At 67.8% G+C, this 25,434-nt stretch carries 25 protein-coding genes; 11 read left to right on the top strand and 14 right to left on the bottom strand.

The genetic code is table 11. The features are described from left to right. Positions 1-23: 23 nt before the first annotated feature. Complete coding sequence (locus C5O27_RS08795; protein WP_127962506.1) at positions 24-2,096, bottom strand: FUSC family protein; 2,073 nt, start codon at positions 2,094-2,096, stop codon at positions 24-26. A 112-nt stretch (positions 2,097-2,208) separates the two neighbouring features. Between C5O27_RS08795 and C5O27_RS08790 the strand changes: the two genes are divergently transcribed. Then, a complete protein-coding gene (locus C5O27_RS08790) occupies positions 2,209-2,823 on the top strand; it encodes a Pr6Pr family membrane protein (RefSeq protein WP_127962505.1) in 615 nt (204 codons plus the stop codon). A 79-nt stretch (positions 2,824-2,902) separates the two neighbouring features. Here the strand turns inward: C5O27_RS08790 and C5O27_RS08785 are convergent, their stop codons facing one another. The 5 genes from C5O27_RS08785 to C5O27_RS08765 form a co-directional block, all read right to left on the bottom strand. Next, entirely contained in the window at positions 2,903-3,547 is a 645-nt protein-coding gene (locus tag C5O27_RS08785; RefSeq protein WP_127962504.1) for a TetR/AcrR family transcriptional regulator, read from the bottom strand. Between the two features lie 10 nt (positions 3,548-3,557). Next, complete coding sequence (locus C5O27_RS08780; RefSeq protein WP_127962503.1) at positions 3,558-4,730, bottom strand: acyl-CoA dehydrogenase family protein; 1,173 nt, start codon at positions 4,728-4,730, stop codon at positions 3,558-3,560. A 46-nt stretch (positions 4,731-4,776) separates the two neighbouring features. Next, positions 4,777-5,940, bottom strand: coding sequence for an acyl-CoA dehydrogenase family protein (locus tag C5O27_RS08775; RefSeq protein WP_127962502.1), 1,164 nt, complete (start codon positions 5,938-5,940; stop codon positions 4,777-4,779). A 68-nt stretch (positions 5,941-6,008) separates the two neighbouring features. After that, positions 6,009-6,812 (bottom strand): TIGR03084 family metal-binding protein, encoded by an 804-nt coding sequence (locus C5O27_RS08770; protein WP_127962501.1) that lies wholly within the window; start codon positions 6,810-6,812, stop codon positions 6,009-6,011. A gap of 193 nt (positions 6,813-7,005) precedes the next feature. Continuing rightward, positions 7,006-7,947 (bottom strand): PaaI family thioesterase, encoded by a 942-nt coding sequence (locus C5O27_RS08765; RefSeq protein WP_127962500.1) that lies wholly within the window; start codon positions 7,945-7,947, stop codon positions 7,006-7,008. A 103-nt stretch (positions 7,948-8,050) separates the two neighbouring features. Here C5O27_RS08765 and C5O27_RS08760 point away from each other — a divergent pair, with 103 nt between their 5' ends. From C5O27_RS08760 to C5O27_RS08740, 5 genes are all read left to right on the top strand, one after another. Beyond that, on the top strand, positions 8,051-8,512 hold the full coding sequence (locus C5O27_RS08760) for a hypothetical protein (RefSeq protein ID WP_127962499.1): 462 nt from the start codon (positions 8,051-8,053) through the stop codon (positions 8,510-8,512). 206 nt (positions 8,513-8,718) lie between these two features. Further along, positions 8,719-10,308, top strand: coding sequence for a fatty-acid--CoA ligase FadD1 (gene fadD1, locus C5O27_RS08755; protein WP_127962498.1), 1,590 nt, complete (start codon positions 8,719-8,721; stop codon positions 10,306-10,308). A gap of 4 nt (positions 10,309-10,312) precedes the next feature. Beyond that, complete coding sequence (locus C5O27_RS08750) at positions 10,313-11,395, top strand: TIGR03857 family LLM class F420-dependent oxidoreductase (protein ID WP_127962497.1); 1,083 nt, start codon at positions 10,313-10,315, stop codon at positions 11,393-11,395. After that, complete coding sequence (locus tag C5O27_RS08745; protein ID WP_127962496.1) at positions 11,392-12,447, top strand: phosphotransferase family protein; 1,056 nt, start codon at positions 11,392-11,394, stop codon at positions 12,445-12,447. The genes C5O27_RS08750 and C5O27_RS08745 overlap by 4 nt, the downstream gene beginning before the upstream one ends. Next, entirely contained in the window at positions 12,444-13,436 is a 993-nt protein-coding gene (locus C5O27_RS08740) for an NAD-dependent epimerase/dehydratase family protein (RefSeq protein WP_127962495.1), read from the top strand. The genes C5O27_RS08745 and C5O27_RS08740 overlap by 4 nt, the downstream gene beginning before the upstream one ends. A 76-nt stretch (positions 13,437-13,512) precedes the next feature. Here the strand turns inward: C5O27_RS08740 and C5O27_RS08735 are convergent, their stop codons facing one another. The 8 genes from C5O27_RS08735 to C5O27_RS08700 are packed head-to-tail and all read right to left on the bottom strand — an operon-like array spanning position 13,513 to position 20,457. Then, positions 13,513-14,406, bottom strand: coding sequence for an SDR family NAD(P)-dependent oxidoreductase (locus C5O27_RS08735; RefSeq protein ID WP_127962494.1), 894 nt, complete (start codon positions 14,404-14,406; stop codon positions 13,513-13,515). Continuing rightward, entirely contained in the window at positions 14,403-15,671 is a 1,269-nt protein-coding gene (locus C5O27_RS08730) for a hypothetical protein (protein ID WP_127962493.1), read from the bottom strand. Before C5O27_RS08730 ends, C5O27_RS08735 begins: the two co-directional genes overlap by 4 nt. 6 nt (positions 15,672-15,677) lie before the next feature. Beyond that, on the bottom strand, positions 15,678-16,223 hold the full coding sequence (locus C5O27_RS08725) for a Cif family virulence factor (protein WP_127962492.1): 546 nt from the start codon (positions 16,221-16,223) through the stop codon (positions 15,678-15,680). Between the two features lie 11 nt (positions 16,224-16,234). Beyond that, the gene (locus C5O27_RS08720) at positions 16,235-16,432 is read right to left on the bottom strand and encodes a ferredoxin (protein ID WP_006360309.1); all 198 of its coding nucleotides are present in this window, start codon (positions 16,430-16,432) and stop codon (positions 16,235-16,237) included. After that, positions 16,432-17,799: a cytochrome P450 gene (locus C5O27_RS08715; protein WP_127962491.1), complete on the bottom strand. Its 1,368-nt coding sequence runs from the start codon at positions 17,797-17,799 to the stop codon at positions 16,432-16,434. Before C5O27_RS08715 ends, C5O27_RS08720 begins: the two co-directional genes overlap by 1 nt. After that, positions 17,796-18,632, bottom strand: a complete 837-nt coding sequence (locus C5O27_RS08710) for an SDR family oxidoreductase (protein ID WP_006360311.1) — start codon at positions 18,630-18,632, stop codon at positions 17,796-17,798. The genes C5O27_RS08715 and C5O27_RS08710 overlap by 4 nt, the downstream gene beginning before the upstream one ends. Then, positions 18,632-19,876, bottom strand: coding sequence for a cytochrome P450 (locus C5O27_RS08705; protein ID WP_127962490.1), 1,245 nt, complete (start codon positions 19,874-19,876; stop codon positions 18,632-18,634). The genes C5O27_RS08710 and C5O27_RS08705 overlap by 1 nt, the downstream gene beginning before the upstream one ends. Beyond that, positions 19,876-20,457, bottom strand: coding sequence for a TetR/AcrR family transcriptional regulator (locus C5O27_RS08700; protein ID WP_006360313.1), 582 nt, complete (start codon positions 20,455-20,457; stop codon positions 19,876-19,878). Before C5O27_RS08700 ends, C5O27_RS08705 begins: the two co-directional genes overlap by 1 nt. 64 nt (positions 20,458-20,521) lie before the next feature. Here C5O27_RS08700 and C5O27_RS08695 point away from each other — a divergent pair, with 64 nt between their 5' ends. The 5 genes from C5O27_RS08695 to C5O27_RS08675 all read left to right on the top strand — a co-directional run bounded on the left by C5O27_RS08695 (position 20,522) and on the right by C5O27_RS08675 (position 25,434). Then, a complete protein-coding gene (locus C5O27_RS08695) occupies positions 20,522-21,988 on the top strand; it encodes an aldehyde dehydrogenase (protein WP_127962489.1) in 1,467 nt (488 codons plus the stop codon). A gap of 92 nt (positions 21,989-22,080) precedes the next feature. Continuing rightward, on the top strand, positions 22,081-22,821 hold the full coding sequence (locus C5O27_RS08690; protein WP_006360315.1) for an SDR family oxidoreductase: 741 nt from the start codon (positions 22,081-22,083) through the stop codon (positions 22,819-22,821). After that, the gene (locus C5O27_RS08685; protein WP_006360316.1) at positions 22,818-23,699 is read left to right on the top strand and encodes an NAD(P)-dependent oxidoreductase; all 882 of its coding nucleotides are present in this window, start codon (positions 22,818-22,820) and stop codon (positions 23,697-23,699) included. Before C5O27_RS08690 ends, C5O27_RS08685 begins: the two co-directional genes overlap by 4 nt. Next, positions 23,696-24,085, top strand: a complete 390-nt coding sequence (locus C5O27_RS08680) for a carboxymuconolactone decarboxylase family protein (protein ID WP_127962488.1) — start codon at positions 23,696-23,698, stop codon at positions 24,083-24,085. Before C5O27_RS08685 ends, C5O27_RS08680 begins: the two co-directional genes overlap by 4 nt. Further along, positions 24,082-25,434: an alpha/beta hydrolase domain-containing protein gene (locus tag C5O27_RS08675; protein WP_127962487.1), complete on the top strand. Its 1,353-nt coding sequence runs from the start codon at positions 24,082-24,084 to the stop codon at positions 25,432-25,434. Before C5O27_RS08680 ends, C5O27_RS08675 begins: the two co-directional genes overlap by 4 nt.

Genomic DNA, 25,434 nt, shown 5'->3' with positions numbered 1-25,434 from the left:
CACTCGAACAGCTCGCCGGCAGGTCATTCGCCGGCGAGCTGTTCGTCTGCACGAGGAGTTCGGACGGGCCCGGCGATCGCCGCGCGCATGCGCTGCACCGATGCGATGAGTCGTCGGGCCTGCCGGGCCGGCGAGTCGTCGGCGGGCTCGGTTGCCTGAAAGGTGTACTCGACCTCCACGTCCCTGGTCGACTTCGCGATCCTCGACGGCACACCGCCGTGTTCGATCGCCGACACCGTCGCGTCGGCGGCTCCCCGGAGCTCCTCGACGAGGTCCTGCTCGATCCCCGGATCGACCCGGTCGCCGTTCCCGGTGTCCTCCGACCGCGTCAGGCCGGTCGCCGACCACGCGAGTCCTCTTGCCTCACGTGTCGTCTCGTGGAGATGCGGCCGCAGACGGCGCAACGTCGATCGATGGAATCGGCTGAGCGAGAACACTGCCGAGGTCGCGGCGTCGAGCATCGCGGCTTCGGCCCCGTCGAGCACTCGGACGGCGGCCAGGGCCGCGTCGGAGTCGGGCTCCCCCGGCCTGTTCTCGCCTCTGCGAAGGGCAACCGAGGCCATGTTGACCAGGGCGTCGAAATACGCCCGCAGCTTGGTGTCGAGGACGGGTGAGGTCGGCGTACTCAGAATGAGAAAGGCCGCGGCCGCGCCGACGAGGGCACCGCACAGGGTCTCCTCGATGCGCCACTCGAGGACGTGGCGGTCCAGGACACCGAGCAGGTCGTAGCTGTTGGTGAGGACGATCGTGATGAACAGGATCGTCCAGGTGTAGGAGATCGCGCCGAGGTAGAAGGCGAAAAAGACCGCGCAGACCACGATCACGTACTGCACCGCGGGGTGTTCGCCGATGATCAGCACGGCGGCGACACCGATCACCAGCCCGACCACCGTGCCCTGCACCCGTTTGACGGCCTTGGTGAGAATGGCTCCGCGCGTGGCCATCCCGTTGAAGACCATGAAGGCGCTGAGCACCGCCCAGTACCAGCGGCTCGCCGAGATGAGCTCGCCGACGGCGAGGGCCACCGAGCAGGCGACCACGACCTGGAGCGCGAATCGGGTGGTGTCGGGCCTCGGTGTCGTCTTTGCCGGCGTCGACGTCTTGCCGGTGGATGTCGCCTCCGTGGGTGTCGCCGGCGTGGTCGGCTTTTGGCGCCCGACGGCGATCGCGCGCAGATCGGCTGTCGCCCCCACGACGATGCGCAACGTCTCGATGATCTGACCCGTTCCGACGAGCGCCGGGGCGGCGTCGCCCGACGACCTCGGCGCACCACAGACCTGCGACACCGACTGGGCGACGGCGGGATCCGCTCGGTGCTCGACCACCCGGAAGGCTGCCTGCTCACAGGACAGATGAAGCATGGAGACCCGTCGTGACAGGGTCGTGTCATCCACATCCGAGTAGTGCGCCGCATCGTAGTTCTCCTGCCATCCGGCAACCGCACTCGTCGCGGCCGACAACCGGGTCACCGACGCCGCCACCCGCTGCGGCCCCGCCTCCGGTTCGCTCGCGACCCGGAGCAGATCGTCGGCGCAGACCTCCACGCTCCGCAGGAGGCGCACCAGTTCCCCACCCGGCCGGTCCGGGACCAGCACCAGTCGCACGAAGAGTGCGCTCGCCACGGCGATGACGACGAGTCCGCACAGCACCGGCAACGTGTGCAGTTCGGCCTCCATCACGACGGCGAAGAAGAACGCGAAGAACCCGAAGAACCCGAGCGCACTCCCCCGGGGCCCGTAGCGCGTCGTCCAGGCGGCGAGACCGGCGATCGCGACGAAGGCGACCGCCCGCGCGACCGGCCACGGATGCAGCAGGCACGCGAGGAGTGCCGCCGCGAAGCCGGGGACGAGCAGCGCGACGGTCGTGACGATCCGGGCCCGCGCGGTCGTGTCCTTGACCGCACCGACCGTCGCCCACAGCGACAGGAACCCGGCGGACAGTTCGGCCGCGACCGGGACGCTGACCACGGATCGGATCGCGAGGACCACCAGGGCACCGATGGCCATCGCCGACGCACCGCGCGCGGCCTTGCGCAAGCGGGCCGCTCCGGGGTCACGCGTCGTGAGCAGAGCGGTCAGTGCGAAGCGCGGCGCCATGCCCGGAATCATCTCATCGCCGGACGGGTACGCCCGGCGTCACAGCAGCATGTTCGTGCCGCCCCGGTGCGGTCGCACACGCCTACCCGAGCGGGGGTGCTTGAATCACCGTGTGACTGCGACCTGGTGGATCCGTGTACTCCGTATCGCGTTCGCGGCGCTTGGCACCTGGGCCCTCATCTATCAGGTGATGGTCCGCCTCGACGACCCCGACTTCACCCTGTGGAACTTCTTCGGCTACTTCACGGTGCTCAGCAACATCGCGGCCGCGGTCGTGCTGCTCGTCGGCGGATTACTCGCCCCCACCGGGCCGGTGTGGGAGTGGTTCCGCGGAGCCGTGACCACCTGCATGGTGATCACCGGCATCGTCTACGCGCTGCTGCTCAGCGGGGTCGATGTGGACGTCACCTACAGCTGGGTGAACGATGTGCTCCACCGCATCATCCCGCTGGTGATGCTGGTGGACTGGGCCCTGGTGCGCGCCAGGCGACTTCCCGAACGCAGTTGGCTGACCTGGCTGGCCATCCCGCTGGTGTACGGCGTCTACTCACTCATCCGCGGACCCATCGTCGACTGGTACCCGTACCCGTTCCTCGATCCGCGCGAGCAGGGTTATGTCTCGATGACCATCTCGCTGGTGGTCGTGTTCGTCGGCATGTCACTCATGTCCTTCGGCGTCTACTGGGTCGGGACCCGAGGTAGGTCGCGGGACGCGGTCCCGGCCTGATCCCCTCGCCGCCTGAGGTGCGAGGAGCGCAAGCGACGAGCCACGAAGGCCCGGTGAGACGACGTCCCGACGCTTGGAGTCAGGCCGCCCCGTCGACCCCGAGCGACACCGCGAGCTGCTCGCACCAGGTGTCGACGACCTGAGCTCGTCGCGCCGAGTCGTCGGTCAGGGTGTCGGCCAGGCCGAGCCCCCGCGCGAAGTCGAGCGTCGCCTGCACGAGACGATGCCCCTTCTCGTCGGCCGGCGAGACCCCCATCGCCGCCATCGTGCGCTGATGGGCTGCGCGGGCGAACTTCGCCTCCAGCGGCAGGATCAAGGTGCGCAGAGCGGGATCGGAGGCCGCGGCCGCCCACACCTGCAGGGCCGCCTTGAATTCCGTTCCGGTGTAGACGTCGACCACGCGTTGAACGGCTGCCAGCACTCGTGCAGGGGTGATCGGCTCGCCCGGCGCGGCCGACGTCCCGAACCTGCTGTCCGCCGCCGTCGTCAGGTCGTCGAAGACCTGCTCGAGTGCAGCGGTGATGAGCGACTCCCGCGTCGGGAAGTGGTGCTGCGCAGCGCCTCGCGAAACGCCGGCGCGTTCGGCGACCGCGGCGACGGTGGCCGCCGCCCAACCATCCGCCGCGAGTGCGTCGATCGTCGCCCGCAGCAGGCGCTCACGCGTCAGGCGTGAGCGTTCCTGCTGCGGTTCACGACGATTCGACGACACACGCGTGGACACCATCGGTAGTGCCTCAGTACGACTTCGGGAGGCCGAGGCTGGCCTGCGCGACGAAGTTGAGGATCATCTCCCGGCTGACCGGTGCGACGCGGGCGATGCGGACGAGGCTCAGCATCGGCGCGATGCCGTACTCGGTCGTCAGCCCGTTGCCGCCCATCGAGTGCACGGCCTGGTCGACGAGCTTCACCGCGGCCTCGGCGGCGGCGTACTTCGCCATGTTCGCCGGCTCGGCGGCACCCCAGTCGTCGCCGGCGTCGTACATCGTCGCGGCCTTCTGCATCATGAGCTTGGCCATCTCGAGCTCGATCTTGCCCTGCGCCAACGGATGTGCGATGGCCTGGTGTGCGCCGATCGGCGTCTTCCACACCGTGCGCTCCTTGACATACGACACGGCCTTGTCGAGCGCGAACCGTCCCATGCCGACCGCCGACGCCGCGGCCATGATCCGTTCCGGGTTCAACCCGGCGAACAGCTGACTGAGTGCCGCGTCCTCGTCGCCGACGAGCGCGTCGGACGGCAACCGGACGTCGTCGAGGAACAGCTGGAACTGCTTCTCCGGGTTCTGCAGTTCCATGTCGATCATGGTGTAGGAGAAATTCTCCGCGTCGGTCGGCACGATGAACAGCGCCGGCTTGAGCTTGCCGGTCCTGGCGTCCTCGGTACGCGCGACGATCAGGACCGCCTGCGCCTGGTCGACGCCGGAGATGTAGACCTTCTGACCGGACAGCAGCCAGTCCGAACCGTCACGGCGGGCCGTGGTGGTGATGTTGTGCGAGTTCGACCCGGCGTCGGGTTCGGTGATGCCGAACGCCATCGTGATCGAGCCGTCCGCGAGGCCTGGCAGCCACCGCTGCTTCTGCTCGTCGGTGCCGAAACGTGCGATCACGTTGCCGCAGATGGCCGGCGAGACCACCAGCATCAGCAGACCGGTGCCGGAGGCGGCGATCTCCTCCATGACGATCGCGAGCTCGTACATGCCGGCCCCGCCGCCGCCGTACTCCTCGGGGAGGTTGACGCCGATGAAGCCTAGTTTGCCCGCCTCCTGCCACAGTTCGTCGGTTTTGCGTCCGTCGCGGGCGCAATCCCGGAAGTACTGCTGGCCGTACTTCGCGGCCAGACCGGCGACCGCGGAACGCAGCGCGGCGCGCTCCGGGGTTTCGACGAAGGGGTTCTCCAAGGTGGTCATCGCGTCTTTTCCTCTGTGTCGGTTCGGGTTCGGATGGTGCGTCGGCTCAGGCGTGAAAGCCGAGTCGCTTGGCGGCCAGACCGTTGAGAATCTCGGTGGTGCCGCCGCCGATGCCGATGATGCGCATGTCGCGGTACTGGCGCTCGACCTCGGTGCCGGTCATGTAACCGAGTCCACCATGCAGCTGAACGGCCTTGTTGGCCACCCATTCTCCCGCTTCGACCGAGGTGTTCTTGGCGAAGCACACCTCGGCGATGAGATCGTCGTGTGAGCTCACCTTCCGCTCCACCACGGCGCGCGTGTAGACGCGGGCGATGTCGATACGACGCGCCATCTCGGTGAGGGTGTCCTGCACCGACTGCCGCGCGATGATCGGCTTGCCGAAGGTCTCGCGATCACGGGCCCACTGCACGGTGAGGTCGAGGCACCGCTGGGCGCTGGCGTAGGCCTGAACCGCGAGGCCCGAGCGCTCGGTCACGAAAGCCATGGCGATCTGGGCGAATCCGGAGTTCTCCGGTCCGACGAGGTTCTTCACCGGGACGCGTGCGTCGACGAAGGACAGCTCCGCGGTGTCCGAGCAACGCCAGCCCATCTTGTCGAGCTTGCGGGTGACCGTGAATCCGGGGGTGTCCTTGTCGATGACGAGGAGCGAGACCCCACCGGCGCCGGGTCCGCCGGTGCGGACGGCCGCGACGACGAAGTCGGCGCGAACGGCCGAGGTGATGTAGGTCTTCGAGCCGTTGACGACGAAGACGTCGCCGTCGCGCTCGGCCTTGGTGGTCAGGTGGCCGACGTCGCTGCCGCCTCCGGGTTCGGTGATCGCGAGCGAGCCGATCTTCTCACCGGCGAGGGTCGGGCGAACCCAGCGGTCGATCTGCTCCGGATCGCCGGCGGCGATGAGGTGCGGCAGGGCGATGCCGTGGGTGAACAGGCCGGAGAAGATGCCGCCGGCCGCACCGGCGTAGTGCAGTTCCTCGGCGAGGATCGTCGTGTCGATGATGTCGCCGCCGGAACCGCCGACCTCCTCGGGAATTCCGAGACCGAACAGGCCGAGCTTCGCGGCCTCGAGGTGGAGCGAACGCGGGATCTCGCCGTCGCGCTCCCAGTCGTCCTGGAAGGGCAGGACGTGCTTCTCGACGAACTTGCGGACCATCGAACGCAGTTCGAGACGTTCCGGCGTATCCCAGACGTTGGGGCTGGTGATGGGCACCCGAGGCTCCTTTGGTGGCGTGACTGTGTGAGGTGGTGTGAACGAGAAGGAAGTTCTGAGGGGGCGGTTCAGGCCCCGCGCGGCTCGCGGCCGGCTCCCGGAGGACCGGCGAAACACTGTGCGATGCCGGACCATTCGAGCGCGTCGTCGCCGACGAACTTCAGATCGAGATCGGCAACGGCACGCCGCTGGGTCACGAGCTGGCAGAAGTCGAGGGCCGGGCCGCGCACGACGTTCGACGCGTTCTCGGGACCCCAGGTCCACAGCTCGCCAGACGGTGAGGTCAACGCGTAGTGGAACGGTTCGGCCGGCGGGACCTTGCCGTTGACGATGTACGCGAAATCGCGGGTGCGCACACCGATGTGCGCGACGTGGCGGATGCGGTCGCTGGGCAGCACCGTCACCCCGAGGGCGTCGGCGACGTCGAGGCCGTGCGCCCAGGTCTCCATCAGCCGCGCGGTCGCCATGGAGGCCGCCGACATCGGCGGACCGAACCACGGGATCTTCACGCCCTGGGGCACTTCCCGGAGCGCGTCCGCCAGCTTGGCGCGCGCGAGACGCCAGCCGGCGAGGATCTCCTCGACCGGAGCGCCGGCCCCGGCGTCGGCGGCGTCGTCGACGTAGGTCTCGGGGCTGTCCTGCAAGGCCTCGGTCACCAGCTCGGTGAAGCGGTCGGGATCGGTCGCCGCGATGGCGGCGACCTCGTCGGTCCACGCGAGGTGCGCTATCTGGTGGGCGATCGTCCACCCCGGGGCCGGTGTCGGCGTGGCCCACCCCGCGTCGTCGAGGTCGGCAACCAGCGCATCGAGCTGGTCCGACTCGGCTTCGAGGTCTGCGACGACACCGTAAACGGCCGCTGCTCGATCGGTCATGCGCCAAGCCTCACACAGGACCGTAGAAGAATCAAGCGTGCTTGATTGTTTCTTCGGCGGGGCACACAGAACCGCCCCCGGGAACCGCCCTCAGGAGCGAGTCCGACGACGATGTGTGTCGCCGAGTCCGCTACAGAGGGCGCACTTCGGGGGCGGCTTCCGGGGGCGGTTTACGGGCGGGCGTGACGGAGCGTCAGTGGTAGTGGATGTCCAGCGTCGCGCGGCTCAGCAGGACGTCGTCGTACGAGGTCATGGTCGCCTCGAAGGAGGAGATCCGACGCCCGGTCTTGATCGGCGTCACTTCGACGGTGACCTCGCCACCGTCGACCGCGGGCGACCGATAGAAGCCGATCGCCATATCGCCGATCGAGTACTCCTGCCCTGCCCCGGCGTGCAGATGTCCGGCGAAGGAACCCGCCTGGCCGACGATCGTCGCGATGACGCCGCCGTGCATGGTGCCGAACATGTTGCCCATCCAGGGGTCGGTGGTGCTGCGGAACCGGATGCCGGCGTCGCGCTCGGTGGCCCCGTCGAGCACCTCGACCGTGCCGTTGAGCATCTCGGCGAGCGGCCCGGGGTCTCGCTGCTTGGTGGCGATCTCCTCGACCACCGCCCACCCGCTCAGGTCCGCCGGGATCGCCGCCGGAAGCGTCACACCGTGGTCGTCGTTGCAGCGGGGCGTCGCCATCCCGATCTCGGCGGACGGCGTCTGGCCCGTCGGGGCGCGCCCGACGCGGACGTTGCGCGCGGCGCCGACACAACACAATTGCCCTGCACCGGAGCGGATCTCGACGCTCGTCGAACCCCAGCCGTCATCGTGCATCACGACCTCGGCACGCGCAGCGAGCATGTCTCCGATCTGCGCGCGACCGTGCGTCGACAACGACAACCGCGCCTGCAGCGTGGCGGCCGCCGGGTCGTCGTGGACGCGATGGAACGGGATGCCGCCACAGTGATCGAAGAGAACGGCGAGAGCAGGCAACTCGATCAGACCGCGATGGTCGGCGAACTGCGAGCACAGCAACTGAGCGGCACGCACGCCCTTGTCCTCGACGGCGAGGTCGCCGAGATGGAAGGCAGACAGCGGGTCGTGTGGGCCCGGGTTCGATGACTCGGCGTGGTGCAGATCGCTCATACGTCCTCTGTATCAGCAGAATGCCGCCGACCTCACCTTGAGGAGTCCAACGTCACTCCCGTACGCTGTGGATTCGAAGTGTCCAGAGTGACGGGAGATACACATGGGACGCAAGACCATTGCTGGACTCGGAGCCGTTGCGGCATTCGGTGCGATGACGTTGGGCGCTGCGACCGCGCAGGCCGCGCCGGGTGAGCTGGCGCTGAGCGTCGAACAGATCCCGAACACGGGCATCACCGTCGGCTCGAACGGGGTCACCGGAGGCTTCCTCGCCTCGATCCTCGCATCCGCCACCGAACCGGGTGTCACCCAGGTCGCGCTGAACACGACGCCGACCGAAGCCTGCGCGACCAACCTCAAGGACGCACGCGTCGGCATCAGCTGGACCAACAAGTCCACCGGCCAGACCGGCAGCGAGGTCTTCGACGCCTGCAGCGACGCACGCCCGTCGGACGGCGTGGCTCTCGCGACCGGCGCCGGCTCCATCGAGTTCACCACGACGATCATCGGCAAGAACGACCGAACCTTCACCGTCGTGCCCGGAAGCGGCTCTTTCAAGCGCTGACAAACAACCACACCTTTACGGTCGGGGACGCTTCGGCGTCCCCGACCGAGTTGTTCCGGGCGTCTCCGACTGTGTTGCCCGGGCGTCTCCGACTGTGTTGCCCGGGCGTCTCCGACTGTGTTGCCCGGGCGTCTCCGACGCGGTTGCAGTAGACAATATTTCAGATCTGTACACGGACCTGGTGAACACGTTCTAGATTTGGCCGCATGGCCGAGACAGTGACCCAGCTCCTCCAGGCACGAGCCGACGACGACAACCTGGCGATCACCTACGAGGGACGCCGGTGGACGTGGCGCGAGTACATCCGCGACGCGGAGAAGACCGCTGCCGCAATCCTGTCCGTGGCCGACGCCTCTCGCCCGATGCACATCGGCACGCTGCTGGGGAACACCCCGGACATGCTCATCGCGCTCGCGGCCGGAGCTCTCGGCGGCTACGTCACCGCCGGCATCAACAACACCCGACGCGGCGACGGCCTGGCCGCCGACATCCTGCGCGCCGACTGCCAGATCCTGATCACCGATGCCGAGCACCGCCCCCTCCTCGAGGGCCTGGAGCTCCCGGGCGTCACGGTCCTGGACACCTCGACCCCGCAGTGGACCGACCTCGTCGCCGGGGCGGGCGAACTCACACCGCATTCCGTGCCGGGCGCGATGGACACGTTCATGCTGATCTTCACCTCGGGCACCAGCGGCAACCCCAAGCCGGTTCAGTTCGCGCACATGATGATCCCGTTCGCGGGCCCCGTCCTCGCCGACAAGTACGACATCGGTCCCGGCGACGTCTGCTACCTGTCGATGCCGCTGTTCCACAGCGCCGCGCTGATGGGCGGCTACTGCGTCGCACTGTGCGGCGGAGCCGCGATCGCGCCGGCCAAGTTCTCCGCGTCGACCTTCCTCGACGACATCCGCCGCTACAACGCGACGTACATGAACTACGTCGGCAAGCCCCTCGCCTACATCCTCGCCACCGAGGAGAAGCCCGACGACGCCGACAATCCTCTGCGCGTCGCCTTCGGCAACGAGGCCACCGACCGGGACATCGACGAATTCTCGCGGCGTTTCGGCTGCACAGTCTGGGACGGGTTCGGCTCCACCGAACTCGCAATCATCATCACCCGCGAGCCGGGCACCCCGCACGGTTCGATCGGCCGCGGCTTCCCCAACGTCGCGGTCTACAACTCCTCGACGATCACCGAGTGTCCTCCCGCCGAATTCGACCACACCGGAGCACTTCTCAACCCCGACGAGGCAATCGGCGAGCTGGTGAACATCGAAGGCGGCGGGATGTTCATGGGGTACTACAACGACTCCGACGCCACCAACGAGCGTCTGCGTCACGGGATGTACTGGTCCGGCGACCTCGCCTACAAGGACGCCGACGGATGGATCTACCTGGCCGGCCGTACCGGCGACTGGATGCGCGTCGACGGCGAGAACCTCGCCGCCGGACCGATCGAGCGAATCCTCCTGCGGGTGCCCGAGATCAACCGCGTCGCGGTGTATGCGGTGCCCGACGAACACGTCGGTGACGCCGTGATGGCTGCCGTCGTGCTGCAGGACGGTGCCTCACTGAGCCCGGAGTCCTTCGCCGGACAGCTTGCCGCGCAGGCAGACCTGTCACCGAAGGCGTGGCCGAGGTACGTGCGGATCGCCGACGACCTGCCCACGACCGCCACCAACAAGATCCTCAAGCGCACCCTGAAGCAGGAGGGCGCGAGCGCCGGCGATGGCACCCTCTGGGTGCGCGAGGCGCGGTCGCAGGAGTACCGCGCTGCTGTCAGCGCGAGCGCCTGAGTCCATGGATCAGCTCACCGAGCTCGGCTACTACGCACTCTCCCGGCACCCGGTCACCCCGCGCGAACTCGCCGGCGAGGCGCGGCTCGCCGACGAGATCGGACTCGGGACGGCATTCGTCTCGGAGCGGTTCAACGTCAAGGACGCGGCCGCCCTGTGCGGCGCCCTCGCCGGAGCGACCGAGAACCTCGGGATCGCCACGGCGGCAACCAACCACAACACCCGGCATCCCATCATCACCGCGACGATGGGTGCCACCCTGGCCGAGGTGTCCGGCGGCCGTTTCGCTCTCGGGCTCGGACGCGGGATCACCCCGCAGTGGCAGATCCTCGGCGTCCCGCTCGTCACCGGTGCGGCCCTGCGCGACATCACCGGGCTGCTCCGCAAGCTGTGGGCCGGTGAGATGGTCATCGGTCACGACGGGCCCATCGGTTCGTACCCGTTGCTCAGCCTCGGGGTGACCCTGGAGTCCCCGCCGCCGGTGATGCTCGTGACGATGAGTCCCCGGACCCTCGAACTCGCCGGTGAGATCGCCGACGGCGTCGTGCTGCACACGTACTTCAGCGCCGACGCCACCCGGCGGGCCGTCTCCCACGTGCGCGGGGCGGCCGAACGCGCCGGACGCGATCCGGCGTCGATCCGGATCTGGTCGGTCGTGGCGACCGTGTCCGACGAACTGGACCCCGCCGACCGGATGCGCCGCTTGTACGGGCGCCTCGCGACGTACCTGCAGGGTTACCCCGACCAGCTCATGGGTGCCAACCAGTGGGACCCCGCCGATCTCGAACACGTCCGGGCGACAACCGCTTTCACCGGTGCTCGAGGCCCCATCGACGCCACCGCCACCGCCGACGAACTCGCCGAACTGGCCGAAGCCATCCCCGAGGCGTGGGTCGCCGACTCGGCGACCGGCTCGCCGTCGGACTGCGCGAAGACGGTCGCCGAGCAGTTCGCTCTCGGTGTCGACTCGGTGATCCTGCACGGCGCGACGCCAACCGAACTGGCGCCGGTGGTCTCGGCCTACCGCGACATTCGCCCCGACCGCGCGGTCGGACTACCGGTCAACCCCGGAAGGATGCCCTCGTGACGGAGACCCTCGAGATACCCACGAGCGTCGAGCAACTCACGGCGACGTGGCTGACGGACTTCCTCGGCGAGAACGGCCACGACGCGTCGATCACCGCGGTCACCGCCGAGGCTGTCGGGACCGGGCAGATGGCCGGGTCGTATCGGCTGACACTCGAACACTCCGGTCCGACGGATCTGCCCGCCACCATGGTCGCCAAGCTGGCCACCGGCGCTCCCGAGCAGCGGGAGTTCGGGTCCGGGGTGTTCCGCAACGAGGTCCGGTTCTACCGTGATCTGGCCGCGGGCTTCACCGTCCCGATCCCGCGGTGTTACGCCGCCACCATCTCCGACCCGGCCACCGAGTTCGTGCTCCTGCTCGAGGACATGGGCGACGCGGTGCAGGGCGACCAGATCACCGGATGCACGCCGGCACAGGCGGAGTCGGTCGCCGTGGCGGCGGCCGGTCTGCACGCACCCCGCTGGAACGACGCCGCACTGCTCGAGGAGATGCCGCTGCCCGGTGCCGCCGAACGCGAGATGATGGAGACGATCCTCGCCCCGATGGCCGACGTCTACCGCGACCGCTTCTCGCCCGACCTGCAGAGTTCGGCGGCCATCGACTGGCTGGTCCGCGAGGCCGGCGACTGGCTGGTCGCGCCTCTGCGGAACACCGCACTCATCCACGGAGACCTACGTGTGGACAACGTGCTGTTCAGCCCGACCGGCGATGTGACGGTCATCGACTGGCAGACCATCACCACCGGTAACCCGCTGCGCGACATCGCCTTTCTACTCAGCACCAGCCTGACCACCGAGGATCGTCGAAAGCACGAACGCGGCATCGTCGCGTCGTATCACCGTGCGGTGGTCACCGAGGGCGTCACCGACTACACGCTCGACGAGTGCTGGGACGACTACGTCGCCAACCTCATCCAGGCGCCGCTGATCATCGTCTTCGGTTCGGCCGCCGCGCAACCCACCGAACGCGGCACCGCCATGTTCGACGCGATGCTGTCCCGCAGCGCGGCCGCGATCGAGGATCTCGTGCCGGGCGGTCTGGCCGGACGATGAAGCTCGTCGTCGGCGGCAACGGTTTCCTCGGTGCCCGACTGGTCCGTCATCTCGTCGGGAACGAGGACGACGTACGCGTCCTCACGCGTCCGACCAGCGATCTCCGCACGCTGTCCGGCCTGGACTTCGAGCACGTCACCGGCGACCTCTTCGACGCCGACTCGGTGCGCGCGGCGATGGACGGCTGCGACGTGGTGTTCCACTGCGCCGTCGACACCCGTGCCTGGCTGCGGGATCCGGCACCGCTGTACCGAACAAATGTCGACGGCCTGCGGGCGGTGCTGGACGTCGCCGCCGAACAGCCGCTGCGCAAGTTCGTCTTCACCAGTACCGCCGCCACCATCGGGCGGGTGAAGGATCGTCGTGCCACCGAGGACGACGAGTTCAACTGGTCGAAGCACGCACCGGATTACGTGAAGAGCCGGGTGGCCGGGGAGAACCTGCTGTTGAGCTGTTCCCAGGACGGGGCGGTGCCGGGGGTCGCGATGTGCGTCGCCAACACCTACGGCCCGGGCGATTGGCAGCCCACTCCCCATGGCTCTTTCGTCGCCGGTGCGGCACTGGGCAAGCTGCCGTTCACCATCCGCGGTTGCCGGGCCGAGTCGGTGGGCATCGACGACGCGGCTCGCGCACTCGTCCTGGCGGCCGAGCGGGGTGAGGTGGGCGAGCGGTACATCGTCGCCGAGCGATCCATCGACACCGGTGAGGTCGTGGAGATCGCCGCCCGCGCCGCGCGTCGGGAACCTCCGCGTCTCGTGCTCAATCGGGCGGCTCTGTACGCCGCCGGCGCGGCAGGCTCGGCGCGGGCAGCCATCAGCCGGAAGCCCGTCCAGCTGACCGTGCCGTCGGTGCGGCTGATGCACTTCATGTCCGAGATGGACCACGGCAAGGCCGAGCGCGACCTGGGCTGGACGCCGCGCCCGGTGATGGAAGCGATCGCCGAGGGTGCACGGTTCTGGGTGGAGCGCCGGGCCGCCCGCCGGGCCTGACGCACACCCACCCATCTTCGGTAAACGCGCCCTCTCGCAGGGCGGTGAGTTTACGGAAAAGGGGTGGGTTTGGGGATCAGCCCAGCAACTCCGCCAGCTCGCCGAGGCTGTACGGCGAGGTGTCCTTGTGATCGCGGTAGGCGATGAAGCTCGCCTGCTGTGTCTCGAACCGTCCGATGAAACCGCCTGCGGCGCTGAAGATGCTGCCGGTGACGTGCTCGGCGACGTCGCTGGCCAGGAAGACGTACAGCGGTGCCACGTATTCCGGCGGCGCCGGATCGAGGGCGGCCTCCCGGGTCAGGTCATCGAGAATCCCCCGACGATGCAGGCCCTCGATGTGGGCGACATAGTCGTCGCCGGTCGACAGCCGCGACTTGGCGCCGGGCATCACGACGTTGACCCGGACGTGGTGTTCGGCCAGGTCCGCGGCGGCGGCGAGGGCCAGCGCGTTGACGCCGCCCTTCGCCGCGGGATAGCCGCTGCCGCCGAACATCCCGAGCGACGCAGCCGAGCCGGTGAGCACGATCGACCCCGAACCCTGCTCGACGAAGACCCGTCCCGCGGCCTGGAGGAGGTGGAACGCAGACATGAGGTGTGCGTCCACCTGGGCCCGGAACTCGTCGGGGGTGATGGTCAGGACCGTCGACCCGGCGGGTTCGGCGATGCCCGCGCAGTTGATGGCGATGTCGAGTGCGCCGAACTCGCCGAGCGCGGCGTCGACCATCTGCTGGGCGACGGCGTCGTCACCGGCCGAGCCGCGGACGCCGACGGCCTGTCCCCCGCCGCCGCGGATCTCCGCGACGGTCTCCTCGAGCGCATCTCCGTCACGTCCGTTGACGACGACCGAAACTCCCTGGCCTGCCAGCGCATACGCCACCGCGAGGCCGATCCCGCGGGTGGCGCCCGCGATCACGGCGACCCGGCCGCCCAGTCCGGCAGCCCCGGGAGACCAGCCGCCGTCCGGATTCACGCCGAGCTGCCGACCGGCGTGATCGGGATCGAGCGGCCTCGATCGACGAACTCGAAACTCGCGCCGCCGCTGAACCGTGCGATCGCCACCTCGCCGCTCTCCTTCTGCGCCGTGTCCGACGTGACGATCCGGATCTCGAGCGCATCCTCGGTCTCGACGGCACCCTCGACACGCAGGTACGGGCTCACCGCGGTGGCGGCGGCCTGCAGCGGTTCCAGATGATCCGGCGTGAGGATCGACATCCACCCGCCGTCGGTCATGGCATCGGATTCCCTGGGCAGCCGGACGGAGACGGTGTCGCCGTCGGCGGTCGCGGTCAGACCGGTGTACTGCGCCGGCCCGAAGCACGGATGCAGCGCCAGCACCTGCGCCAGGCCTTCGGCGTCTGTCGACAGCTCGAGGGCCGCGCGAATCCGGTCCGCCGCGAGACCGGCGATCCCGATCAGCTGCTTACGGAAGATCTCGACGACCTGATCTTCGCTCTCCGCATACCGCCGCAGGCTGATCAGGAAGCCGAGGGACAGCAGCTGATGTTGCAGCGCAACCTCTTCCGCGATCCGCGCCAGTGCCGACGTCGACCACTCCGCGAACTGCAGATCCTCGACGAGTGGCCCTCGGTAGTCGACCCAGCCGTCGGTCGACGCCGCGTCGATCGCGGACAGCTCGATCTGGCCGGCGCGCGTCCCGAACATCTCCTCGGCATCCGGGGGAAGCGGCAGTTCGTCGCGGTCCGGTTCGATGGTGACCGTCCACTCGCAGTGCGGAGTCCGGTCGACGGGGCGTCGAGGTGGCCGATGCACCGGTCGGATACGCGCCCGGCGGTTGGTCGCGATGGCCGTCGCGTCGAAGGTCGGGTCCTCGATGTCGTGGCACATCGTCGTGACGTACTCGTCGCCGAGCGGTTCGACGTCGAGCAGGGCGCCGCAATGATCGAGGATGAATGATCCGTGGTACTTGTCGTCGACGCGGTACCGGAAGTCCATGAACTGCGGCGGTGCACCGATGTCGAGCTGGAGACATTTGAACATGTCCTCAACGCCGTCACCGTCGACTCCGAGTGCCGTCCGAACGCGATGCGTGTACACCGGGCTCGCGGCCATCCATTCCTCGATGGCGATCCTGCCCATCACATCTCGACCGAAAGCGCTGATGAGGTGGGCCATACCGCTGCGGTCGATCATCTGACCGGACAGCAGGAGTTCGGGGACCAGGACGGCGAGCTGCGCCTGACTCAGACCTTGATAGGTCGGGGCTGTGGAAGTCATGTCAGGTCACCAGAACGCGACCGGCGCCTTACCGAAGTCGTACCACCCCGGCAGGTTGCCCGGCGCCGCCTTCTCCACCCGCTTGAGCATTCCGTCGCTCATCGCGTTGTTCTTCATCATCTCGATGAACAGGGCGGAGACGTTGCCGTAGTCGAAGAAGTCACGCTGCCAGGAGAACTGGAAGTTGCCGCCGTACTTGAACCAGCTGCCCTGGATGCCCTCGAGCGCGTAATGGCTGCCGTCCTCACGGGTGCCCTCGTTGACCTGCTTCCAGAGGCCGATCATGTCGCCGGTCTTCTCGTCGATGACCCATGCCTGATACGGATACTCCCAGCCCTCGAGGCCCTCCATCTCCTGACCGAGCGCGAGCTCGCGGATCTCTTCGCGGCCCACGGCCATGAAGTCCTTCTTGGGGCCGTAGTTCCAGCCGTAGGTGGCGTCCTCGGTGTAGAACTCGGCGAGCGGCTTCCAGTCCCCCGCCTTCTCCGCCTCGATGTTGGCGGCCAGCCACCGTTCCTTCATCTCTTCCAGTTCCGCACGGTCAAAAGACATGTGTTCCACCTTCACTCGTCATCTTCGATGAGACGCAACGCTTGCGTCGGGCAGTACTGCACGGCGGCCTCGACCTCGGCTCGCCGGGATTCGTCGGGGTTGGCGTCGAGGATCTCCACATGGTCCATATGGGCGGCGAAGACCTCGGGGGCCTCGAGCTCGCACATGCCGTGCCCCTGGCACAGATCCAGATCGACCTCGACGCGCATCAGCGATCCTGACGCTTGCGGTAGGCAACGCGGCAGGGCTGCTGCAGCTGAACCACCATCTTCGAGTGGTCGTTCTGGTAACTCTCGGACGGCTGCAACATCTCGAACTCGTAGTTCTGGAACAGCACCGAGAAGATCGCCTTCAGCTGCATGATCGCGAACTGCGCACCGACACAACGGTGTCGGCCGGCGCCGAACGGAATCCAGGTCCAGCGGTTGACCAGATCCTCCTGCCGCGGCTTCTCGTACCGGTCGGGGTCGAAGGCGTCGGCATCCGGGAAGTCCTCGGGCAGACGGTTGGAGACCGCGGGCGACACCGCGATCGACTGACCGGCGGCGATCTCGTAGTCCTCGACATGGAAGTTCTTCTGCACCACGCGCATCAGGATGATCAGCGGCGGGTGCAGTCGCAGCGCCTCCTTCAGCGCGTTCTCGAGCTGCGGCATCTGCCGGGTGTGGGCAAAGGTGTACTCGGGACGTTCGCCGTCGGGGGTGTCGCCGTAGATCTCGTCGAGTTCGTCGTATACGCGCTTCATGTAATCCGGGTTGCGCAGCAACTCGATCAGCGTCCAGGCCGCGGTGCCCGATGTGGTGTGATGGCCGGCGAACATCATCGAGATGAACATGCCGGTGACCGTGTTCGCGTCGAAGCCGACCTGGACGAGCACGTCCATCAGGTCGCGATCTTCTTTGTCCTGAGTCGGGTTCGCGATGCGCTCGTCCATCACGCCCTGGATGAACTCGACGAGCTCGGCGCGTGCCTCGTCGCGCTTGCGGAAGCTCTCGATGTCGGCGTTGTAGTCGACGTAGGCGATCGGGTCGGTGCCCTTCTCCAGGTCGTGGAAGAGGTGGGCGATGTGGGCGCTGAGACGCTCGCGGAACTTGCGTCCGATGAGGCACGCCGACGAGGTGTACAGCGTCAGTTCGGAGAAGAAGTCGAGCAGGTCGATCTCACCCTCGTCGCCCCACTCGGCGATGATGCGCTCCACCTCGTTGGGGATCGTCACCGCGTGCTGCTTCATGTGGGCGCCCTTGAGGGCCGAGTTGTGGATCGCCTTGGAGCGTTCCTCGGGACTCGCGTCGAAGACGACCCCCTCGCCGAACACCGGCGTCATGAACGGGTAGGCGGCCGCCTGGTCGAGGTCCTCCTCGGGGGCGCGGAAGAACTCCTCGTTCGCCGCGGCCCCGGACACCAACACCACCTCGCGGTCGGCGAGTTGGAACAGGCCGACGTCGCCGCATTCCTCCCGGACGCGCCAGAACAGCGAGATCGGGTCGGTGGCGAGCTCGTCGAGATGTCCGTGTTCGCCCTCGCCCCCGGAAACGCGAGGCGGCTTCTTCAGGCCTGATTCGGTGATCGCGGTCATCGATCGGTCCCCTTGTCCTTCGTCGACTGTGTGTCTTGCTGTGTCTTGCCGGAACTCCGGTCGCGGGAGACGGCCCCTTCGGCCTCCACCTCGACCGCGCGCATGTGGGCGCCACGCGGCATGGTGACCATGGCCGCGACGGCGAGCGCGATGTGGCGCGGTTCGAGGAAGTTGCCGTGCCGCGCCAGACCGTGCTTGATCCAGTCGTTGAGCATGTCCTCGGTGGTCTTCGGGTCGAGATTCATGCCCATGCCGGTCAAGGTCTGTCCCGGCCGGACCACACCCGCACGCACGCCGGTGCCCTCGAGTTCGAGCTGGATGGTCGAGACCAGTCCGTCGATACCCGACTTCGCGGCCACATAGGCCGACGACCAGGGCCGCGGATGGAGCACGACATCGGAGCCGATGAATACGAAATCACCTCGCGCACGGTCGATCATGCCGCCGATGACCGCACGGTAGATGCGGTAGGCGCCGGTGAGGTGGATGTTGACCTGATCGGCGAAGTGCTCCGGGCTCGTCTCATAGGAGAGTCCGACCGCGAGGTCACCGGCACCGGCGACAACGATCTCGAGTTCACCCAGCGCGGCCTCCGCCTTCGCGACACAGTCGATGACCGACTGTTCGTCGGTCACGTCGAGCGGCACCGCAACCGCTTCGCCACCCGCGGCGATGATCTTGTCGGCCAACTCCTGCAGCTTCTCGACGCGCCGGGCCGCGAGGGCGACCGGATGGCCTGCGGCGGCGAGGTGTTCGGCGGTTGCCGCTCCGATTCCCGACGACGCTCCTGCGACCAGAACCGGTCGACGTTCGGGATGAGGACGAAAAGCCATCAGCGCACCGTCACTTTCACGGGGAGTTCGGCGAAGCCGCGCACGTTGACCGAGTGCACCCGGACCGCCCTGTCGATGTCGATGTCGACCGAGCGGATCGACCGGATCACCTCGCCGAGACCGATGTTGGCCTCCAGGCGAGCGAGATGGGCGCCGAGGCAGAAGTGCGCGCCGAGGCCGAAGCTCATCAGCGCCTGCCCGTTGTCGCGACCGATGTCGTACTTGTCGGCGTCCGGACCGAAGACCTCTTCATCGCGGTTCGCCGAGCCGACGAGGAGGAGTACGCGGTCGCCGGCCGGGATCACGTAGTCCCCGTACGGTGCGTCCTCGACCACGCGACGCACGACGATCTGCGTCGAGTTGTCGTAGCGCAGCGTCTCCTCGGTCCACTGCGGGACCGCGAGTTCGGGGTCGGCGAACACCTTGGCGAGCTCGTCGGGATTGCGCCAGCCCCAATACAGCGCGTTGGCAAGCAGTTTGGTGGTCGTCTCGTTGCCCGCGACCACCATCAGCACCATGAAGCCGACGATCTCGTCCTCGGTGAGCTTGATCTTCTCCCCGGTCTCGTCGTCGTCGATCTCGGCCTCGATCAGGGCCGAGACCAGATCCTCGCCGGGATTCTTCCGCCGGTCGGCGATGAGTTCCGAGTAGTACTTGTGAAGTTCGATGTACGCGTAGATCGCGGCCTCGGGGATGTCGAGGACGCCGTCCTCGCGATGCAGGAGCAGATCGGACTGGTGACGCAGATGCGTACGGTCGGCCTCGGGAACGCCCAGCAGCTCGGAGACCACATCCATCGGCAGGAGCGCGGCGAAGTCGTGGACGTAGTCGAACTCGCCCATGTCGAGGCACTTGCTCCAGTGCTGGTGCGTCAGCGCGGTGATCCGGCCGGTCAGGTCGTTGACACGGCGCGGCGTGAAGCCCTTCGACACGAGCTTGCGGATCCGCATGTGCTTGGGGTCGTCCATCGCGAGGAAGGACATCGACTTGTGCGCGTCGGGCCCGTACGCCGAGGGGTCCATCGACACGCCCCAGCTGTTCGAGAACCGTTGCACATCACGGAATCCCGCGCGGACGTCGGCGTGGTTGGCCAGGGCCCAGAAGTTCATCTCGGCGTTGTAGTAGACCGGCGACTCCCGGCGGAGCCGCGCATAGGTCGGATACGGATCCTCGTGAAAGTCGTAGGCATACGGGTCGAAGGGGAGCGCCCGCTCCATCCCCGGCACCGATGTCGTTTCGGTCATCACTTCTCCATCAGTAGATGTGCTGCGGCGACAAGACGTTCGGATGTCTGCTCATAGGTCATGTGCCCCATGCCGGCGTAGACGAGGCCGCCGGAGTAGATCATCTCCAGGGTGTCGAGCAGTGGACCCGGATTCTCCGGGTCTTCCTCGAGCGCGGCCGCCAGACGCCGACGGATGAACGCGCCGATGCGAACGCGCAGATGCTCGACGTCGGGATCGGTTCCCAGCAGCGCAACGGTGACCGCGCCGCCGAGCTGCCCCTCTCCGGCGACGACGAGGGCGACCTCGCGGAGCACCTGGGCGACCCGCTCGGCCGGCGTGGCGGCCGGGTCGGGTTCGGAGACGCCCGCGGACAGCCGACGCCAGAAGACCTCGGCCACCAGGTGGCTCTTCGACGAGAAGTACGTGTACGCCGTGGCGGGCGCGACGCCCGCGAGCTTGGCCACCGAACGCACGGTGAGCCCGTCGAACCCCTCAGCGTTCAACACGTCGACCGCCGCGTCGGTGAGTCGCGCGACCGTCTCGGCCTGCTGCTGTGTCAGGCGGCGACGTGTGGATTCCTGGGACACGGGGCTGGACATGTGAGCCACGCTACACTAGGTTTGAACGCGAGTCCAGACACCTGTCCAGATGGAGTTCCAGCTCATGACCCTTCGCCCCGAATCCGCGTCGGACCTGTTGATCGACGGCAAACTCACCCCCGGCAGCGGTGGTGTCTTCGACGTCGTCAACCCGGCGACCGAGGAGGTCATCGGGCAGGCCGCCGAGGCCACCGCCGCCGACATGGACGCCGCGATCGCCGCCGCGCGCACCGCCTTCGACACCACCGACTGGTCGCGGGACCACGCCTTCCGTGCCCGCTGCCTTCGCCAGCTCCGCGACGCCCTGCTCGCCCACACCGACGAGTTCCGGGAGCTGACGATCGCCGAGGTCGGTTGCCCGTCGTTCCTCACCCACGGCCCGCAATTCGAGGGTCCCGTCACCGATCTCGGCTACTTCGCCGATCTCGCCGAGAGTTACGAGTGGTCACGCGATCTCGGCACGGCCAAGCCGATGGGCATCAAGAACCATCGTGAGCTGCGGTCGGAAGCGATCGGCGTCGTCGGGGCGATCACCCCGTGGAACTTCCCGCACCAGATCAACTTCGCCAAGATCGGGCCGGCCATCGCCGCCGGGTGCACCGTCGTCCTCAAACCCGCACCCGACACCCCGTGGTGCGCAGCACTGGTCGGCAAGGTCGTCGCCGAGGAGACCGACTTCCCGCCCGGCGTCCTGAACATCGTCACCTCCACCGACCACCGGCTCGGCGAGCAGCTGTCCACCGATCCCCGCGTCGACCTCGTCTCTTTCACCGGCTCCACCGCGACCGGCAAGAGGGTGATGGCCGCGGCGTCGGAGTCGTTGAAGAAGGTCTTCCTCGAGCTGGGCGGTAAGTCCGCGTTCATCGTGCTCGACGACGCCGACATCGGTTCGGCCTGCGCGATGGCCGCTTTCAACGTCGTCACCCACGCCGGTCAGGGCTGTGCGATCACCACGCGACTCGTGGTCCCGCGCACCAAGCTCGACGAGGCGATCACCGCGACCCGCGACGCATTGGCCGGTCTGCCGGCCGGTGACCCGACGAGTTCGGGCACGATCTGCGGGCCGCTGATCTCCGAGCGCCAGCGTCAACGCGTCGAGTCCTACATCGAGATCGCCAAGCAGGAAGGCGGCACGATCGAGATCGGCGGCGGCCGTCCGGCCGACAAATCCAGGGGCTTCTTCGTCGAACCGACGCTGATCTCCGGACTCGACAACTCGGCACGCGTCGCGCAGGAGGAGATCTTCGGTCCGGTCCTGGTGATCATCGCCCACGACGGCGACGACGACGCGATCCGCATCGCCAACGACTCACCCTACGGACTGTCGGGCATGGTCTACGGCACCGACGAGAATCGGATCAACAAGGTGGTCAACGGTGTTCGCACCGGCACCATGGGCGTCAACGGCGGCATCTGGTATTCCGCCGACGTCCCGTTCGGCGGCTACAAACAGTCCGGCATCGGTCGCGAGATGGGCGTCGCCGGATTCGAGGAATACCTGGAGACCAAGGCCGTCGCGCGGCCCGCCTGACCCTTCGTGGCTCGCAAGCTCGCACCTCAGGGAGCGAGAAACACTCGCAAGCTCGCACCTCAGGGAGCAATACCAATACAGGAAGCAGGACAATGAGTTCCAAGCGTTTCGAGAACAAGACCATCATCGTGACCGGCGCCGCCGGCGGTATCGGTGAGGCCTACGCACGGGCACTGGCCGCCGAGGGCGCCAACGTCGTGGTCGCCGACCTCGCCGACGAGAAGGGCAAGCAGGTCGCCGCCGACATCGGTGGCCTGTACGTCAGCACCGATGTCGCCGACGAGGAGTCGGCGAAAGCTCTCGCCGCGGCGACTGTCGACGCCTACGGTTCGATCGACGGCCTGGTCAACAACGCTGCGATCTACGGCGGGATGAAGCTCGATTTCCTCATCACCGTGCCGTGGGACTACTACAAGAAGTTCATGAGCGTGAACCTCGACGGTGCGCTCAACGTGACCCGCGCGGTCTACCCGCACATGACCAACGGCGGCGGGGCGATCGTCAACCAGTCCTCCACCGCCGCATGGCTGTACAGCGGCTTCTACGGTCTGGCGAAGGTCGGCGTCAACGGCCTGACCCAGCAGCTCGCGACCGAACTCGGCGGCCAGAACATCCGCGTCAACGCGATCGCCCCCGGCCCCATCGACACCGAGGCCACCCGCACCACCACGCCCAAGGAGATGGTCGCCGACATCGTGAACCGTCTGCCGCTCAAGCGGTTCGGCACGCCGGAAGATCTCGTCGGGATGTGCCTGTTCCTGCTGTCCGAGGAGGCCGGCTGGATCACCGGGCAGATCTTCAACGTGGACGGCGGGCAGGTCATCCGGTCATGACAGAGGAGACCCCGATCCGGCTGGGGTACGTCGGCCTCGGCAACATCGGTGGCCCGATGGCCGGCAGCCTGGCCGCCTGGCCGGGCGGCCTCACGGTGTTCGACCTGTCGGAGGAGGCGATCGCCAAGGTCGTCGACAAGGGTGCGAAGGCGGCCGGTTCGCTCGCCGAACTCGCCTCCGCCGCCGACATCATCGGTATCTGCGTCCTGAACGACGAGCAGGTCCGGTCGGTGGTCACCGGTGCCGACGGACTCCTGTCGACGGCCCGCCCGGGCACCATCATCACCGTCCACTCGACCATCGGCCCGGACACCGCGATCGATCTCGCGAAGCAGTGCGCAGAACGCGATGTCATCCTTCTCGACGCCCCGATCTCCGGCGGTGCGATGGGCGCGGCGTCGGGACGGCTGGCGATCATGGTCGGCGGCCCGCGCGACGCCTACGAGAAGCTGAAGGAGCCCTTCCGGCTCACCTCGGACATGCTCGTGCACGCGGGAGCCGAGGTCGGCGCGGGCACCAAGATGAAGCTCGCCCGCAACCTCCTGCACTTCATCTCGTTCACCGCCACCACCGAAGCCGCGCGACTCGCCGAGGCCGCCGGGCTCGACATCACCAAGCTGGGCAGGGTCGTTCGGCACACCGACGCCATCACCGGCGGTGCCGGCGCCATCATGCTGCGCGAGACCACGGCGACACTCGACGCCGACGATCCGTGGTACGGCATCTTCACCGGCGTTCGTACACTGGGCGAGAAGGACCTGTCGTTGGCACTCGCACTCGCCGACGACCTCGGCGTCGATCTGCCCCTCGGCCAGATCGCACTCCGCGAGCTGGCCCCCGGACTCGGTGTCCCCCACCTCGAAGGAGAAACCGCATGACCCGCTCCAACATCTCCGACGAAGCGCCCGACGAGGTGCGCAAACGCGGCCTCAAGCGGATGTCCGAGGTCTACGGCTGGGAGATGAGCGACGGTCCCGGCGATTACTTCGCCCACACCGCCGACCAGGTGTTCGGCAACGTGTGGGCGCGCGAGGGCCTCTCCGACCGGGATCGGCGACTGATACTGCTCGGTGCACTCGCGGCGAGCAACAACATCGACGTCGCCGAGATCCAGGCCGGCGCCGCACTCGGCAACGGCGAACTCACGCCCGAGCAGCTCGAGGAGATCAGCCTCTTCCTCTGCTACTACATCGGCTGGCCCCAGGGAACCAAGATGCACTTCATGTTCGGTGAGGTCATCAAGAAGCACCGGAAGCAGAAGTGAACCAGCAGATCACATTTCGCCCCCTGACCGACGGCAAGGGTTCGTCGCTTTTGAGCGCCTCGCCGGTCCCCGACCTCGTGGCCGCCGGATACACCGACACCGAGTACGCGGCGTCGGGACTGGCCCGGCGGCTCGTCGGCGACGCGGACACGCCACCGGCCGAGTTCACGACGCGCCTCGTCGTCCGACGCCCCGCCGACGCGGCCGCGTTCAACGGCTGCGCCGTCGTGGAGTGGCTGAACGTGAGCAGCGGCAGCGATGCCGCACCGGAGTACTCGTATCTCGCCGCCGAGCTGGTGCGTGCCGGCTATGCCTGGGTGGGAGTGTCGGCGCAGTACGTCGGCGTCGAGGGCGGCACCGGTTCAGTGGGCGTCGCCACCGGTGAACCCCAGAGCCTCGCCGCCAAGGACCCCGATCGCTATGCAGGCCTGCATCATCCCGGTGATGCGTACTGCTACGACATCTTCCGTTCGATCGGCCTCGCGGTCCGCGGTGACCACTCCGGAGAGAGCCCGACCCCGGACCACCCGCTCGCCGGGCTCACCGTCGGCTCGGTGCTCGCGGTCGGCGAATCCCAGTCTGCGATGGCACTGACCACCTACGTCAATGCGGTTGCCGGAGATGGGGATTTCGACGGGTTCCTCATCCACAGTCGCGCTGCTGCAGAGCTTCCCGCGGGCGAGGTCGGTACCGGGATCGACGTGAGCACCGTGTTCAGCGGCGAACCCACCACGATCCGCACCGATCTCGACGCGCCGGTTCTCGTCGTCCAGACCGAGACCGATGTGCTGACCAACTTCCGCTACCACCTCGTGCGCCAACCGGACACCGGTCGTCTGCGGGTGTGGGAGATCGCCGGCACCTCGCATGCCGACCTGCATCAGATCGGTGACTTCGAGGAATTCCTCGGCTGCCCCGACCCGGTGAACCGCGGTCAGCAGCGCTTCGTGCTGCGCGCCGGCCTCCGCCACCTCCGTGCGTGGGCCGGCGGCGGGAATCCGCCACCCGCCGCCGACCCGTTGCGTCTCCGAGGCGTCACGACTCCCGAGCCCGAGTTCGAGGTCGACGACATCGGCAACGTTCTCGGCGGCGTCCGCACCCCCTGCGTCGACGCACCGACCCAGGTGCTGAGCGGTGTTGTCTCCGAACCGATCTCCCGACTCTGTCTGCTGTTCGGGTCGACCCACCCGGTGCCGGAACATCTCCTCGCCGAACGCTACGGCACCCGCGACGAATACGAGAAGCACTACCGCGACGCCGCCGACGCGGCCATCGCCGCAGGATTCGTGCTCGTCGAAGACCGTGACGAACTGATCGCCGACGCGAACCCGGAGTCGGTGCCCGAGTAG

The sequence above is a fragment of the Gordonia alkanivorans genome (assembly GCF_004011905.1).
GTDB classification, from domain to species: Bacteria; Actinomycetota; Actinomycetes; order Mycobacteriales; family Mycobacteriaceae; genus Gordonia; species Gordonia alkanivorans.
This window is presented reverse-complemented; position numbering and strand designations above follow the sequence as displayed.